The following is a 12,833-nucleotide window of genomic DNA, read 5'->3' as shown; positions in this document are numbered from 1 at the left end:
TCCGGCTGGACCATCGAGCGGGCAGGGGGGCCGCGTGGCGTGCTGCGGGTGCGCTGGCCGGGTGGGGTGGTGTAGGGCCAGAGGAAGGGAAGTCGGGGCCGCCTGCTGCTGGGCGGCCCTTTCGTTTACCCTCTCCCCATGCCCGAACGTCCCCCGCCTGCCGTGTTCTGGTTCGCACTGACCCTCGCCGTCGCCGGTCTGCTCGGCAACTGGCTGGCCTACCGGGAGGCGGACACGCTGCTGCTGGCGCTGGTGGTCGCCGTGCCGGTCGTGGGGGCGTTCGCGTGGGCGGTGTGGGGGCGCTTTTGATGTGGCGCTAAGTCTCGGTCAGGCGTTCAGGTACTCCTCCGCCTCCAGGTCCTCCATCACCGTCCCGATCATCTCCCCGATCTGTTCCCGCAGAACAGCCGGCTTTTCTGGTTTCCAGCCGTCGAACCGCACGTCAGCGGCCCGGCCCTCAATGACTTCCAACTCAGTGCCGGGGTACGCCTCGGTCACCAGCGGTTCCAGACCCGACCTCAGAAACTCGATCAGCCTGTCCACCTGCCAGGTCCGGGTGCGCGTGGTGCTTTTGCCATTCGGGACCTTCACGGGTGCGGGTGGAACAAACTTCACGACGATTCTTTTGTTCATGGCGTAATGCTAGCAGGGGAGGGCGGACCGCGCGCTAGCCTGGGGCATGACGTACAACGGGGACACTGCCCGGAAATCCATCCTGGTCGCCAACGACGACGGTATCTTCTCGCCCGGCATCAAGGCGCTGGCGCTCGCCCTGGCCGATGTGGGCGACGTGGTGGTGGTCGCACCCGACGTGGAGCAGTCGGCGGTCGGGCACGGCATCACCATTCGCCGCCCGCTGCGGTTCAAGCACACCGCGTCGGCGGGCTTCGGCGAAATCCCGGCGTACCGGGTGGACGGCACCCCCGCCGACTGTGTGGTGCTGGGTGTCCACCTGCTTGGGCGGCCCGATCTGGTGGTCAGCGGCATCAACCTGGGGCCGAATCTGGGCGACGACCTGACCCACTCGGGGACGGTCGCGGCGGCCATCGAGGGCCTGGCGCTGGGCCTGCCGGCCCTTGCGTTCAGCCAGCAGGGCGGGGCGGGGGGCGAGTACAGCTTCACGGCGGGCGCGGCCTACGCGGCCCGGCTGGCGCGCGAGGTCCTCGCCAGGGGCCTGCCGCCGCGCGTGCTGCTGAACGTCAACTTTCCCGCCGCCCTGCCGCACGGCGTGCGCGTGACGCGGGTGGGCGAACACCGCTGGGAAGACGCCATCGTGACCCGCCACGACCCCGAGGGCCGCGAGTACCACTGGGTTGCCGGAACCAGCCGCGCCCCCGATGCCCACGACCCGGACACCGATTACGGCGCGGTGCAGGCGGGCTTCGTCAGCGTGACCCCCGTGAGATTGGACCTGACCGCCCGCGACCTGCTGGGGGAAGTCGCGGGCTACGTGCCGGAGATCTAGGGCGGATCAGCGCCGGTCCAGCACCTCGAACACCCAGGCCCGTGTGCCGTGCGGCAGGGGTAGCGGAGGCACCTTTTCCGCCCAGCGGCTGGCGACCAGCGCGAGGCCCGGCTGGGCGGGGCTGACCAGCAACTCGGCCCCCAGAAAGCCCGGCAGACCCGGCAGCGCGTTCAGGAAGGCGTGCAGCTCGGATTCGGCCTGCTCGCCGCGTGCCTCGGCGTAATGCACCTGCATGGGTGGGGACATTCGGGGGGCCTCCACGAGTTCGTTTCTGCTGGCCGCTCTCCTCAGTACAGCGCGAGGGGGTCTTTGGGATTCCAGCGCAGGTAGGTGCCGAAATGCAGGTGGGGGCCGGTGCTGCGGCCCGTGCTGCCGACCCGGCCGATGGGCTGCCCCTGCACGACCCGTTCCCCCGTGCGGGCGAGGTTGGCGCTGAGGTGGGCGTAGCGGGTGATCCAGCCGTCGGGATGCTCGATCACGACCGTCCAGCCCCAGCCCCGCTCGAAGTCGGCGCGCGACTCCAGCACCCGGCCCGAGCGCGCGGCGCGCACGATGGCGCCCTGGGGCGCGACGATGTCCACACCGTAATGCCCCTCGTGTTCACCGTCCAGCACGCGGTCGCCGAAGCCGCTGCTGACGTAGCGGTACCCCCCCACCGGCCACAGCCACCCGGAAGCCGAGAGCGCCGAAGAAACGCGGATCGAGGCCGTGCGCAGCGTCGCGGCAGGGGCGCTGCGGCGGACGACCGGGCTGCCGGTCAGACGGCCCGGACTGGGCAGCCGGGCCGCCACGTTGCGCCCCGGAATCTGCACGCTCGCGCCCGCCCGCAGAGGCCGGTGGGTGTTCAGCCCCGGATTGGCCTGGAGCAGTTGCGGCAGCCGCAGGCCATAGCGGTGCGCGATGCTGGTCAGGTTCTCACCGCTCTTGACGCGGTGGAGCTGGCCGGGCAACTGCCGGTTGGGAATGCTCAGGGTCTTGCCCGCCTGGACCTGGTTGGCATTCCGCAGGCCGGGATTCGCCGCCTTGAGCGCCGCGACGCTGATTCCGGCCCGCTGGGCGATCACGGTCAGGTTGTCGCCGGGGCGCACGCGGTAACTCGTCGCAGCGCTCGCCAGCCCCGCCAGGACGAGCGTTCCGGTGACCAGCATGCGCCGAACAGCGGTCAGCCGCACCTTGGACTCGCAGGAGCGCCGGATGAGAATGGGGGACACGTCCCTTAGCATAATGGGGGAAGCGTGACCGATAAGTGAGGAATTGCATACGGCGTTACTCTGCGCCCATGACCGAGCCTCCCTTCTTTGCCCCACCTGCCGGTTTCGTGCGTCTGCGGCTGCGGCTGGCCTGGAACGGCGCGGGCTTTGCCGGGTGGCAGGCGCAACTCAATGCGCCCAGCGTGCAGGACACGCTCCACGCCGCGCTGGTGCGCCTGAGCGGGGAAGGGGTGGCGCGGCCCGTCGCTGCCGGGCGCACCGACGCGGGTGTCCACGCGGCGGCGATGCCCGCGCATGTGGACGTGCCGGAGGGCTTCCGCATTCCCCCGGACCGGTTGGCCCGCGCCCTGAACGCGCACCTTCCGCCCAGTGTGGCCGTGCTGGAGGCCGGGCCTGCGCCTGGCGGCTTTCATGCCCGCTTTTCCTGCACCGAGCGCCGCTACAGCTATCTTCTGCTCGCCGCACCCCAGCGGCATCCACTCTGGGCCGGGCGGGCGCTGCATGTCCCCGGTCCCTTCGACGTGCCCGCCATGAACGCCGCCGCTGCCCGGTTGCTCGGCACGCACGACTTCGCCGCCTTTGCCACGCGCGAGGACCGGCAGACCGTGCGCGAGGTGCGGGCGCTGGCCGTTCACCCCGGCCCGCCCGTCCCTGGCGGAAGCGTCTGGGAGGTGCGGGTGGCGGGGGAAAGCTTCCTGCGCCATATGGTCCGGGGGCTGGTCGGCACGCTGCTGCTGGTGGGTCAGGGCAAGCTCGTTCCGGAAGAGGTCGCCGTGATCCTCGCCGGGCGCGAGCGGGCGCAGGCAGGAGCCAATGTGCCGGGGTACGGGCTGACGTTCACCGGGGCGAGCTACAGGGGCTTTGAGCCGTGAGCAAAAATAAGGAGCGGAAGCACCCGGCCTCCGCTCCTTTTCGCCAGCCTCACCCCCGCCGCGTCACGCCGTCCGTTGTCAGCAGCGGCCCATACAACTCCGGGCGGCGGTCGCGGAAAAAGCCCATGCCCGCGCGGAACTTCCTCGCCTCGGCCAGATTCAGGTCGTGGGTCAGCGCGCCTTCCTCGCTTTCACCGAACTCCGCCACGATCTCGCCGGTGTAGTCGCTGATAAAGGAGTGCCCGTAGTACGTCTGGGCCAGGTCGCCCACGACCTCGGTGCCGATGCGGTTGCAGGCCCCCACGTAGCTGGAGTTGCTGACCGCGTGGCCCTGCATCGCCCGCTGCCACATCTGGTGGCTGTTGGGACTCTCGACCTCGGCGGGTTCGGAGCCGATGGCGGTGGGATACAGCAGGAAGTCCGCACCCAGCAGCATCAGCGAGCGGGCGGTTTCGGGATACCACTGGTCCCAGCACACGCCCACGCCCACGCGCCCGAAGCGGGTCGGCCAGACCTTGAAGCCGGTGTCGCCGGGGTTGAAGTAATACTTCTCCTCGTAGCCGGGGCCGTCGGGAATGTGGGTCTTGCGGTAGTTGCCCAGCAGGGTGCCGTCGGCGTCGATGCACACCAGCGAGTTGTAATGCGCCTGCCCCGCCCGCTCGAAGTACGAGAGCGGCAGCACCACGCCCAGTTCGGCGGCGAGGTTCTGAAAGCGCCCGATAAAGGGATGCCCCTCCACCGGGTGCGCCAGCGCGAAATAGTCCTCGCGCTCCACCTGGCAGAAATACAGGTTCTCGAACAGTTCGGGCAGCAGGACGACCTGTGCCCCCTGCCGCGCCGCGTCACGCACGTGGGCCTCGGCGCGGCTCACGTTGTCTTCGAGCTGGTCGGTCACGTGCATCTGCACGACGGCCAGTTTTACCTGTTGCGGGGTTGCGTTCTGGGTCATGTGGCTTCCTCCTCAGGGGTCAGCGGGGACAGGCCAAGGCGGCGGGCCACCTCGTCTTGGGGGCGGGTCAGGCCGCTGCGGACATCCATGTAGTCACGGTACACGGGGTGGAAGGGGTAGATCAGGACCGCCATCACGCCGTGTTCGTCCACCTGCAGGCCCTGGAGGCGGAACCCCGCGCGCAGTTTCGGGATCAGCACCGCGTTGTTGGTCGCGTGGTGATGGCTGCGGACGAGGCTGTAGCCCCCGGCCTTCAGCGCGTCCAGCACGGCGGGCAGCAGCCGGGTATACAGGCCCTTGCCCCGGTGCCGGGGCAGGAAGGCCGTGTTCACCATGTACGCCGTGCGCGCGTCCCACTGGCGTGAGAGTTGCCAGCCCGCCACCTCGCCCGCGTGCGCGATCAGCCAGACGTACCTCGGCACGTCGGGACCCGCAAGCGGCGCGGGGGAAGCCCAGTCGAAGGACACGGAAGCGTAGGCGCTAGCCTCCAGCCGCGCGTAAACGTCCCGGTACACCGCGTAGGGCACGCGCCAGAGGGTGTAGCCGTCCCCCAGGTCCAGGCCCTCGCCGTCCGTTTCGGGCATGGGCACCCGGGGCGCTTCCTGCCCGTCTTCCCCTGCCCCCGGCTGGAGGTGCAGCCCCAGCCGCCGCGCCGCTTCGCCCGCCGCCGGCCGGAAGCCGCTGCGGACGTGCATCGCTTCCCGGTACGTTCCGTCCAGGCTCAGCGTGAGCGCCGCGTTCAGCCCGCCCTCGTACAGGTTCAGGCCCTGGATGAAGAAGCCCGCGCGCAGCTTGGGGACCAGCACGCGGTTGTTGGTGGCGCGGTGGTGGCTGCTCACCAGGGTGTAGCCGGCGTCCCGGTACACGGCCAGCACGTGCGGCAGCAGGCGCGAATAGAGGCCCTTTCCCTGGTGCTCGGGCAGAACCCCCGTGTCGGCCATGTAGACCGTCCGCTCGTCACGTTGGTGCGCGTGGTGCCAGCCGATCAGGTCATCGCCGTGAAAGAGGCCCCACTGGAAGCTCTCGCCCAGCGGCGGCGGCGCCTTGACCGGTGGGTCGAAGGCGTAACCCCAGTTCCCGCCGAAGATGCGGCCTTCCAGCCGCGTGCAGGCCTCCCGGTACGCCTCTAACGAGATGGGGCGGGCCTCGTAGCCGTCCCCCAGCGTGGTCACTCGCCCGACCACGCCCCCCCCACCGGCTGCTGCTGCGTCATGCAGTGGAAGGAGCCGCCGCCCTCGATGATCTCGCGGCTCGGCAGCCCGATCACCTCGCGGCCCGGGAAGAGGGGCTGCAGCACCTCCAGCGCGCGGGCGTCGTTGGGGTCGCCGTATTGCGGCACCACCACGAAGCCGTTCCCAATGTAGAAGTTCGCGTAGGTGGGCGGGAGCCGTCCCTCTGCGCCTTCCAGCCGCCGGGCGGGCAGCGGCAGTTCCACGATGCGGAAGGGCTGGCCCTCCAGATTGGTCATCCCGCGCAGGGCGGCCAGGTTCTGCTGCATCACCGGGAAATTGGCGTCGTGCTCGTCCTCCGCTATGCTCGTCACGATGGTCCGCGCGTCCACGAAACGGGTGATGGTGTCGATGTGGCCGTCGGTGTGGTCGTTTTCCAGGCCGCCGTCCAGCCACAGCAGCCGGTCCACACCCAGCGTGCCCCGCAGCAGCGCCGCGTAGTCCTCTTCGGTCAGGTCAGGATTGCGGGTGTCGGTCAGGAAGCAGGACCGGGTGGTCAGGCCCACGCCCGCGCCGTTGACTTCCAGGCCGCCGCCTTCCAGCACCTCGGGGCGGTCCCAGTGGGGCATCCCCAGGAACTGCGCCACGTACTCGGGCACGCGGTCATCGTTCTCCCACTCGAACTTGCCGCCCCAGGCGTTGAAGCGCCAGTTGACCAGCGAGAGGTCCCCGCCGCGCTGCACGAAAATCGGCCCGTTGTCCCGGATCCAGACGTCGTCCAGGGGCACATGGTGGTAGGTGACGTTGGCGCCTTCCAGGCGGGCGCGGGCGTCCCGCTCGCTCTCGGGGTCGCGGACCAGCAGATGCACCGGCTCGAAGCGGGCGATGGTCCGCACCAGCTCCGCGAACTCGTCCCGCACGCCCGCGAGGTGGCCGAACCACAGCTCGTCACCGGCGGGCCAGCTCATCCAGGTGGCCGCGTGCGGCGCCCACTCGGGCGGCATCACGAAGCCCCGGTCGCGCGGGGTGGGGTCCTGCGGGAGAAAATGGGAGACAGGCGGAGTGGTCATGCCCGTCATTAGAGCATTTGTCTGAATTACACCATTGGAGGAAAAGCACCTCCAACGGTTCTATTCTCTGCTTCGCAGCTTTGCAAGTCCCAAACTCTCTCCTTCTTTCACTCGCTGTCTTGGGCAGAACGGACTGTCGGTCAGAACGGACTCGCTTGAGCAAGCCTGCCCTCCCCTTGAGGACGCCTGCCCGCCCGCTCGGTCAAAAAGAAGGTCTCTTTTTGACAAATGCTCCAGACCAGACCAGACCAGACCAGACCGGCACGGGCGGGCCTTCAGTCCAGCGTGAAGGTCAGCACCTGCTTTTGCCGGCGCGCTTTGGCGCGGGTGGCGGCGGTCAGTTTCAATTTCCCGGCCAGCGTGCCCACGGCCTGACCTGGCAGAACCACCGTGTAGAGGCGCGAGGACTGGCCCCGGCGCACGAACACCTTCGCCGTGACGTTGCCCGCCATGACGCACAGGGCGCGGGGCGGGCAGCGGCTGTCCGTGAATCTCAGGAGGGTGAGCTGTGCGCCGTTCAGGGAGGCCGTCTGCCCGGCTTGCAGGGTCAACGTGTGTGGCTTCGGGGCCGCCGAAGCGGTGGGCAGCCCGGTCAGGGCCAGCAGCAGCAGGAGGCGGGGCTTCATGTCAGGGGTACGCCTCCGGACGCCCCGGCGTTCCCCGCTCAGCCCAGCAGCGGGAGGTCACCGGGGCAGGCCAGCGCGCGGAAGTGGGCGGCCTTGGCGGCAAAGCCCATCTGGTCGTAGCAGGCGGCGAGCTTCAGGGCGAAGAACTGGGTGGCGCGGCAGTCCTCGCGGCGCTCCGCCGCTTCCAGGCATTCGCGGTAGTACAGCACGGCCAGGTGGTACTGCGCTTCCATGGCTGCGTGTTCGGCTCGGCAGTGACTCATCCTGAGGGACACGATGTCGGTGGGCACGCCGTTCATGGCCCTGAGTGTAAACAGACCGCCCAGCAGATGAATGAAAGGTGAAGCGGATTTTGCGCCCGCCGCGCCTGCTGCCGGGGCAAAGCCCGGGGGCTGTGCGGTGTCTAGAGCATTTGTCCGAATGACACCGTTGGAGGCGTTTTCCCTCCAACGGTTCCATTCTCCCAAACGCTCTTCCTATTGCACTCGCTGTCTTGGGCAGAACGGACGCCCTTGAGGACGCCTGCCCGCCCGCTCGGTCAAAAAGAGACCTTCTTTTTGACAAATGCTTTAGACCGTCCGCGCCCGCACCGTCAAAGCCGGCAGATTCACGTCCGTCAGCCGCACCTTCAGCGCCGTGCCGGCGGGCGCGGGCGTGCTGAGCGGCAGGTCGAGGGCGAGATCGGGGATCAGCAGCGTCGCTTGCGGGCCGCGCCGGTCCACCACCACGGCGTCCCACTCGCGCTCCGGCTGGGCGGCCACGGCGCGCAGGGTGTGGTGCTTGCGGCTGAGGCGTTCGGCCTGGCGGGTGGCGTCGGCGTTCATCTGCGCCTGGGCGACGCGGGCGGCGACCTCCTTGCCGCTCAGGGGTTCATTCCCCGTCAGCTGCGCCCGGAGCTGCTGATGCACCACCAGGTCGAGGTAACGCCGCATCGGGCTGGTCGCCTGGGCATAGAGGTCCAGGCCCATCCCGTGGTGCGGCCCCGGCGCGGGCTGAAAGCGGGTGCGGGCCAGCGTCTTGCGCCGCGCCCAGTGGGCTGGGAGGGTGTCGCCCCGCACGTCCCACGTGGGGGCGTCCTGGGTGGCGAAGGGCAGGGGCAGGGCGTGGTCGTCGGCGTAGATCGCGGCGGCCCACCCCGCCAGCGTCATGCATTCCTGCACCACGAAGCGCATCTCGGGCCTGGGGAGGGGCGAGACGGCCGCGCCCTGTTCGTCCGCCTTCACCCGCACTTCCGGCAGGTCGATCGAGAGCGCCCCCTCCGCTTCGCGCAGCTCGCGGCTGGCACGGGCCAGGCGGGCCAGCGTGACGAAGGGTTCCTCACCCGCCTCCAGCCGCTGCTGCGCCTGCGTGTAGGTCAGGCGGGTGACGCGCACGCGGGTCAGTTGCACGTCCACCGCGTCGGCGTTGCCGTCGGCGTCCAGGTCCAGGGAAATCGAGAGGGCGGGCGTGATCTCGCTCAGGCCCAGGCCGGTGCGGTCCACCAGCGCGTCCGGGAGCATCCCGATGGTCTGGTCGGGCAGATACAGGGTCGCGCCGCGCGAGCGGGCCTCCTCGTCCAGCGGGCTGCCGGCCGGGGCCAGCGCCGCCACATCCGCCACATGCACCCACAGCCGGGTCAGGCCGCCGCCCAGGTCCTCCAGCCCTACCGCGTCGTCGGGGTCGCGGTTGCCCTCGTCGTCGATGGCATAGGCGGGGAGGTGCGTGAGGTCCAGGCGGGCCTCCTCCGGGAAGCCGGGCACCTCCAGCCCCACGGGCTGAAGGGTCGCGCCCAGGCGGTCGGCGTAGGGCGTCCGGGCCTCGTTCCACAGGCCCAGCCTCAGCAGCAGCGCGTGGGCCGCCTCGGGGGTCTCGGGCTGGGCGAGGTCCCGCAGGGTCCGGGATTTTTCCTGCTTGCCACGGGCGACGAGTTCCACCTCCGTGCGCTGCGCGGCCGTCAGTTCGGGGAGGGCGGAGGAAGGGGCAGTCATGCCCCCGAGAATACGCGGCTTCCCCCGCGACGCCGGGATGGAAAATTGGGGTTTCCATCCTGTCTCCCAGAGAGGCCAAAGGTTGGGGAGTTGCCCCCCTCTACGAGAGAAGTTCTTACTAGGCTTCACCAAATCGAAAACAAGACTTGACAGATTATCTTCTCTGTGTTTCTATTGTGCCAAGGAGGAGCGCATGAATGAATACGCGAACGAGAGCTTCCGCGCCCAGGTGGACCGTCTGGTGGCCGAAGGCAAACTCACCCCCGAGGAGGCCGCCGGGCTGCTGGAGGGGAACGCGGTGGACAGCCCCGCTCCGGTGCCCGCGCTTCAGGTGGCTGAGACCGGTGATACGCCCCCCGACCTGCGGCTCAAGGTCAGCGGGTACAGCCTCACGGTGATTCATGACCCGGCCGTCCCCCAGCCGCACCTCGGCGCCAACCGCGAGGGTGAGCTGAGCCTGACGGCGCTGCCGGAGGGCTGGCAGGTGGCGCGCACGCACCCGCTGCAAGGCAGCCACTCGCTGCTGAAGGCCATCCTGACCGTGCCGTTTGCCCCCCGGCACGTCGCCGCGCAGGTGGAGGGCGGGAATCTCACCTTGCCCGACCTCACGGGCGAGCTGCGGGCCGACGTGAACGGTGGAAACATCCGCATGGGCAGCGCCCTGAGCCTCCAGGCCGACGTCAACGGCGGCAACCTGAACGCGGCGACCATTCACGGCCCCGCCCACCTGACCGTGAACGGCGGCAACCTCACCCTGGAGCAGGCGGGCAGCCTGAATGCCAGCGTGAACGGCGGGAACCTGAAGTGGGCCGGACAGCTCACGCAGGGTGACCACCGCGTGGAGGTGAACGCCGGGAACGCCACCCTCCACCTGCTGCCCGGCAGCAGCGTCCAGCTCGACGCCGACGTGACGGTCGGGGCCTTCAAGGCCGACTTTCCCACCCACCGGAGCGGCGGCTTTCTGAACACCCGCCACAGCGGGCAACTCGGAGGCGGTGACGCCCAGCTCTCCTGCCGGGTGGCGGCCGGCCAGGTCAAGGTCGTGACGGCATGACGGCCCCGCACGTTTCGCTCCGCCCCGTTGTCCGGTCGACGGTCCGCCGGGGGCGCGGCTTCCGCATCCTTCGCCGCGTCCAGCTGCATCCGGCCCCTGTCCAGCGCCCTTCCTTCTGGCCGCGTCTCTGGACTCTGGTCTGGAGCGGCGGCGACCTGGAGCAGCTCCGTGTGCGCCAGCAGCAGCTCGCGGCGCTGGAAGCCAGCCTGGCCAGCCGAGGAGGTTTCCGGTGAAAGAGAAAGTCAAACGGCTGCTGGACCTGGTGCGCGCAGGCCGCCTGAGCCTGGAAGACGCCGCGCCGCTGCTGGCCGCCCTGAGTCCCCGGCTGGCGCTGACGGACAGCGACCGCGAACTCGTCGCGTCCCTGCTGGCCCGGGAGGAAGTCGGCACCGAACAGGTGGCCGAACACCTGCTGCTGCTGCGCGGCATGCGCGACGTGCCGCAGCCGCCCCCCGCGCCCCGCGCCCCACGGGTGGTGGTGGGAGGCCGTCACGTGCAGGGCATGGACGGCCTGGTGGAACGCCTGACAGGAGGCATAGACGATATGGTCGACCGCATCACCGGCAGCGTGGACCGCGCCTTCGACGGCCCCGCACCCCGTCCAGCGGCGGGCCGCCCGGCCTCCGCCCGTATCCTGCGCGTGCAGGTCGAGTCTTCCAGCGGCGACGAGTACGAGGCGAATCTGCCCGTCAGCCTCGCGCCGCACCTCGACCGGCTCATTCCCCCGCATGGCCGCGAGGCGCTGGAACGCGCGGGCCTGAGCATCGAGGCGCTGCAACTGCTGATCGAGGCGGGACCGCCCCCCGGCGACCTGATCAACGCCGAGGACAGCTCGGGCAACAGCGTGCGGATCAGCCTGAAGTGACGGGAGATGGAGAGCAGAGGGCAAGGTTGGTCCTCGGCTCCCCGCCCGTGCCCACTGCGTAGAGTGACCCTATGCCCAGACCCCTGCCCCTCCCTTTTCCCGACGAGACAGAAGCCCCGCTGGTCACGGAATTGCAGTTCCCGACCAGCGGCGTGACCGTGCGCGGCGTCTTCGAGCTGAACGAGTTCGCCACCCTGACGCCCGAGAATCTCGACTTCCTGCGCCTGTATATCCGTGTGCGCGGCAACCTCAAGGAAGTCGAGCGGGTGCTGGGCATCAGCTATCCCACCGTGCGCGCCCGCTTCGACACCCTGCTGCGCGCCATCGGCTACGAACCCGAACTCAGTGACCCCCAGGCGGACGTGCTCGAACGCCTGGAACGCGGCGAGATCACGCCGGACGAGGCGGCCAGGAAGCTGCGGCGGTAGCGGGCGTGGGAGGCGGGAAAGGTGCCGGTGGCGTTCCGCGTTCCACGCCCCTAAAGCACGCCCAGGTAGATTTCGTCCAGCGTCAGGCTGCGCCCTAGACAGGGCACCTCGACGCTGCCGCTGCCGCTCAAGTCCTGCAAGTGCCAGCCGCCCGCCTGCCGCTGGTAGGCGTACACGCGCCGTTCCTTCTGCTCCACGATCAGATAGCTCTGGAGACTGGGAATGGCGGTGTAGACACCGTACTTGCCAAAACGGTCATGCGAGGCAGTGCTGTCTGGGAGCACCTCCACCAGCAGGCAGGGGGAGGTTTCGGCATGGTTGTCGCCACTGTCCCGGTCGCAGACGAGCATGACATCGGGGTAGAAGAAGGACGCCGTGTCCTCGACCCGCAATTTCATGTCGCTCTGGTAGAGGCGGCATCCGGCCCGCAGGGCGTCAGCGTACAACCTCCCGAAAATGTTGCCGCTGATCAGGACATGTGACCGACTGGCTCCCGCCTGAGCGTGCAGTGGGTACACGAACCCGCCGACATACTCGCGCTTGTGGGGGCTTTTTTCCTCCGTTCGCAAGTACTCCTCCACGCTCATGGCCCGGGGGGCAGGTTCGCTCATGCATCTATCGTAGCCGCGCGAGGTCGTCCCAGACCAGACGCACTTCGCGCAGTTCGCCGCTACCGGGAATGGCCTGCGTCTTCTCGCCCGCCTCGCGGCCTCCCAGGCGCGCGTACCACTGGCGGGTGGGGTTCACGTCCAGCACCCACAGGGCCAGGTTGCGCGCGCCGCCTGCCTGCAATTCCTGCGCCAGCGCGTGCAGCAGCGCCCGCCCGAGGCCCTGCCCGTGTGCCGATTTCAGGGCATAGAGGGTATACAGTTCCGCGTCCACGCCGGGATGGTCCCGAGCCGGGCCGCCGGAGGCGAAGGCGATGACCGCGCCGTCCTGTTCCGCCACGAGGACGATCTGGGCCGGGTCGGTAGCCGCGCCCTCCCACATCTGCCGCCGCCGCTCGTGGGCCGCCCCATCCGTCATCCTGGCCAGGAAGTCCGGCGGCATCAGCCCCGTGTATGTCTCCTGCCAGCTCGCCGTGTGAACATGCGCCAGGGCGGGGGCGTCAGCGGGAACGGCGGGCCGGACGGTGAAGGGCGGCGTCATGGTTCAGG

At 69.5% G+C, this 12,833-nt stretch carries 18 protein-coding genes; 7 read left to right on the top strand and 11 right to left on the bottom strand.

Annotated features, from left to right (window positions below; all coding sequences use genetic code 11):
* The first annotated feature begins 138 nt into the window (after nucleotides 1-138).
* Nucleotides 139-309 carry a hypothetical protein gene (locus DEIPH_RS20075; protein WP_161636023.1) on the top strand — a complete coding sequence of 57 codons (171 nt, stop codon included), beginning with the start codon at nucleotides 139-141 and terminating at the stop codon, nucleotides 307-309.
* 18 nt (nucleotides 310-327) lie between these two features.
* Here DEIPH_RS20075 and DEIPH_RS02885 read toward each other — a convergent pair whose 3' ends face one another.
* Nucleotides 328-633, bottom strand: a complete 306-nt coding sequence (locus DEIPH_RS02885) for a hypothetical protein (protein WP_034353496.1) — start codon at nucleotides 631-633, stop codon at nucleotides 328-330.
* 46 nt (nucleotides 634-679) lie between these two features.
* Between DEIPH_RS02885 and surE the strand changes: the two genes are divergently transcribed.
* Complete coding sequence (gene surE / locus DEIPH_RS02880; protein ID WP_034353493.1) at nucleotides 680-1,465, top strand: 5'/3'-nucleotidase SurE; 786 nt, start codon at nucleotides 680-682, stop codon at nucleotides 1,463-1,465.
* 6 nt (nucleotides 1,466-1,471) lie between these two features.
* On the opposite strand, the gene DEIPH_RS02875 is transcribed toward surE, so the two are convergent.
* A complete protein-coding gene (locus DEIPH_RS02875; protein WP_235183151.1) occupies nucleotides 1,472-1,711 on the bottom strand; it encodes a hypothetical protein in 240 nt (79 codons plus the stop codon).
* A gap of 41 nt (nucleotides 1,712-1,752) precedes the next feature.
* Nucleotides 1,753-2,676, bottom strand: coding sequence for a peptidoglycan DD-metalloendopeptidase family protein (locus tag DEIPH_RS02870; protein WP_235183150.1), 924 nt, complete (start codon nucleotides 2,674-2,676; stop codon nucleotides 1,753-1,755).
* A gap of 68 nt (nucleotides 2,677-2,744) precedes the next feature.
* Between DEIPH_RS02870 and truA the strand changes: the two genes are divergently transcribed.
* Nucleotides 2,745-3,548, top strand: a complete 804-nt coding sequence (gene truA / locus DEIPH_RS02865) for a tRNA pseudouridine(38-40) synthase TruA (protein ID WP_034353488.1) — start codon at nucleotides 2,745-2,747, stop codon at nucleotides 3,546-3,548.
* Between the two features lie 49 nt (nucleotides 3,549-3,597).
* Here the strand turns inward: truA and aguB are convergent, their stop codons facing one another.
* From aguB to DEIPH_RS02835, 6 genes are all read right to left on the bottom strand, one after another.
* Nucleotides 3,598-4,497 carry an N-carbamoylputrescine amidase gene (gene aguB / locus DEIPH_RS02860; RefSeq protein ID WP_034353486.1) on the bottom strand — a complete coding sequence of 300 codons (900 nt, stop codon included), beginning with the start codon at nucleotides 4,495-4,497 and terminating at the stop codon, nucleotides 3,598-3,600.
* Nucleotides 4,494-5,681: a GNAT family N-acetyltransferase gene (locus DEIPH_RS02855; RefSeq protein WP_034353483.1), complete on the bottom strand. Its 1,188-nt coding sequence runs from the start codon at nucleotides 5,679-5,681 to the stop codon at nucleotides 4,494-4,496. The genes aguB and DEIPH_RS02855 overlap by 4 nt, the downstream gene beginning before the upstream one ends.
* Nucleotides 5,666-6,670, bottom strand: a complete 1,005-nt coding sequence (locus tag DEIPH_RS02850) for an agmatine deiminase family protein (protein ID WP_081790741.1) — start codon at nucleotides 6,668-6,670, stop codon at nucleotides 5,666-5,668. The genes DEIPH_RS02855 and DEIPH_RS02850 overlap by 16 nt, the downstream gene beginning before the upstream one ends.
* 341 nt (nucleotides 6,671-7,011) lie before the next feature.
* On the bottom strand, nucleotides 7,012-7,362 hold the full coding sequence (locus DEIPH_RS02845) for a hypothetical protein (protein ID WP_034353481.1): 351 nt from the start codon (nucleotides 7,360-7,362) through the stop codon (nucleotides 7,012-7,014).
* A 38-nt stretch (nucleotides 7,363-7,400) separates the two neighbouring features.
* A complete protein-coding gene (locus DEIPH_RS02840; RefSeq protein ID WP_034353478.1) occupies nucleotides 7,401-7,661 on the bottom strand; it encodes a hypothetical protein in 261 nt (86 codons plus the stop codon).
* 270 nt (nucleotides 7,662-7,931) lie between these two features.
* Entirely contained in the window at nucleotides 7,932-9,329 is a 1,398-nt protein-coding gene (locus DEIPH_RS02835) for an RNB domain-containing ribonuclease (protein WP_034353476.1), read from the bottom strand.
* Nucleotides 9,330-9,522: 193 nt separating this feature from the next.
* On the opposite strand from DEIPH_RS02835, the gene DEIPH_RS02830 reads away from it, so the two are divergent.
* The 4 genes from DEIPH_RS02830 to DEIPH_RS02815 all read left to right on the top strand — a co-directional run bounded on the left by DEIPH_RS02830 (nucleotide 9,523) and on the right by DEIPH_RS02815 (nucleotide 11,676).
* Entirely contained in the window at nucleotides 9,523-10,383 is an 861-nt protein-coding gene (locus DEIPH_RS02830; RefSeq protein ID WP_034353473.1) for a DUF4097 family beta strand repeat-containing protein, read from the top strand.
* The gene (locus DEIPH_RS02825) at nucleotides 10,380-10,616 is read left to right on the top strand and encodes a hypothetical protein (RefSeq protein ID WP_034353471.1); all 237 of its coding nucleotides are present in this window, start codon (nucleotides 10,380-10,382) and stop codon (nucleotides 10,614-10,616) included. The genes DEIPH_RS02830 and DEIPH_RS02825 overlap by 4 nt, the downstream gene beginning before the upstream one ends.
* The gene (locus DEIPH_RS02820; protein ID WP_034353467.1) at nucleotides 10,613-11,248 is read left to right on the top strand and encodes a hypothetical protein; all 636 of its coding nucleotides are present in this window, start codon (nucleotides 10,613-10,615) and stop codon (nucleotides 11,246-11,248) included. The genes DEIPH_RS02825 and DEIPH_RS02820 overlap by 4 nt, the downstream gene beginning before the upstream one ends.
* 71 nt (nucleotides 11,249-11,319) lie before the next feature.
* A complete protein-coding gene (locus DEIPH_RS02815; RefSeq protein ID WP_034353464.1) occupies nucleotides 11,320-11,676 on the top strand; it encodes a DUF2089 domain-containing protein in 357 nt (118 codons plus the stop codon).
* A gap of 50 nt (nucleotides 11,677-11,726) precedes the next feature.
* On the opposite strand, the gene DEIPH_RS02810 is transcribed toward DEIPH_RS02815, so the two are convergent.
* Together DEIPH_RS02810 and DEIPH_RS02805 are read right to left on the bottom strand one after the other, a co-directional pair.
* The gene (locus DEIPH_RS02810) at nucleotides 11,727-12,287 is read right to left on the bottom strand and encodes a Uma2 family endonuclease (RefSeq protein WP_034353461.1); all 561 of its coding nucleotides are present in this window, start codon (nucleotides 12,285-12,287) and stop codon (nucleotides 11,727-11,729) included.
* 4 nt (nucleotides 12,288-12,291) lie between these two features.
* Nucleotides 12,292-12,825 carry a GNAT family N-acetyltransferase gene (locus tag DEIPH_RS02805; protein ID WP_034353457.1) on the bottom strand — a complete coding sequence of 178 codons (534 nt, stop codon included), beginning with the start codon at nucleotides 12,823-12,825 and terminating at the stop codon, nucleotides 12,292-12,294.
* Nucleotides 12,826-12,833 lie beyond the last annotated feature (8 nt).

It is taken from the genome of Deinococcus phoenicis (genome assembly GCF_000599865.1).
Classification (GTDB): Bacteria; Deinococcota; Deinococci; order Deinococcales; family Deinococcaceae; genus Deinococcus; species Deinococcus phoenicis.
Note: the sequence above shows the minus strand (reverse complement) of the source record. Positions and strands in the feature narration are given on the sequence as shown.

What these genes read in the sequence shown, in the direction of transcription:
- DEIPH_RS02885 (WP_034353496.1), bottom strand. Translation starts at nt 633, where the DNA reads ATGAACAAAAGAATCGTCGTGAAGTTTGTTCCACCCGCACCCGTGAAG.
- DEIPH_RS20075 (WP_161636023.1), top strand. Translation starts at nt 139, where the DNA reads ATGCCCGAACGTCCCCCGCCTGCCGTGTTCTGGTTCGCACTGACCCTC.
- truA (WP_034353488.1), top strand. Translation starts at nt 2,745, where the DNA reads ATGACCGAGCCTCCCTTCTTTGCCCCACCTGCCGGTTTCGTGCGTCTG.
- DEIPH_RS02875 (WP_235183151.1), bottom strand. Translation starts at nt 1,711, where the DNA reads ATGTCCCCACCCATGCAGGTGCATTACGCCGAGGCACGCGGCGAGCAG.
- surE (WP_034353493.1), top strand. Translation starts at nt 680, where the DNA reads ATGACGTACAACGGGGACACTGCCCGGAAATCCATCCTGGTCGCCAAC.
- DEIPH_RS02815 (WP_034353464.1), top strand. Translation starts at nt 11,320, where the DNA reads ATGCCCAGACCCCTGCCCCTCCCTTTTCCCGACGAGACAGAAGCCCCG.
- DEIPH_RS02845 (WP_034353481.1), bottom strand. Translation starts at nt 7,362, where the DNA reads ATGAAGCCCCGCCTCCTGCTGCTGCTGGCCCTGACCGGGCTGCCCACC.
- DEIPH_RS02850 (WP_081790741.1), bottom strand. Translation starts at nt 6,670, where the DNA reads ATGCCGCCCGAGTGGGCGCCGCACGCGGCCACCTGGATGAGCTGGCCC.
- DEIPH_RS02805 (WP_034353457.1), bottom strand. Translation starts at nt 12,825, where the DNA reads ATGACGCCGCCCTTCACCGTCCGGCCCGCCGTTCCCGCTGACGCCCCC.
- aguB (WP_034353486.1), bottom strand. Translation starts at nt 4,497, where the DNA reads ATGACCCAGAACGCAACCCCGCAACAGGTAAAACTGGCCGTCGTGCAG.
- DEIPH_RS02825 (WP_034353471.1), top strand. Translation starts at nt 10,380, where the DNA reads ATGACGGCCCCGCACGTTTCGCTCCGCCCCGTTGTCCGGTCGACGGTC.
- DEIPH_RS02830 (WP_034353473.1), top strand. Translation starts at nt 9,523, where the DNA reads ATGAATGAATACGCGAACGAGAGCTTCCGCGCCCAGGTGGACCGTCTG.
- DEIPH_RS02835 (WP_034353476.1), bottom strand. Translation starts at nt 9,329, where the DNA reads ATGACTGCCCCTTCCTCCGCCCTCCCCGAACTGACGGCCGCGCAGCGC.
- DEIPH_RS02810 (WP_034353461.1), bottom strand. Translation starts at nt 12,287, where the DNA reads ATGAGCGAACCTGCCCCCCGGGCCATGAGCGTGGAGGAGTACTTGCGA.
- DEIPH_RS02840 (WP_034353478.1), bottom strand. Translation starts at nt 7,661, where the DNA reads ATGAACGGCGTGCCCACCGACATCGTGTCCCTCAGGATGAGTCACTGC.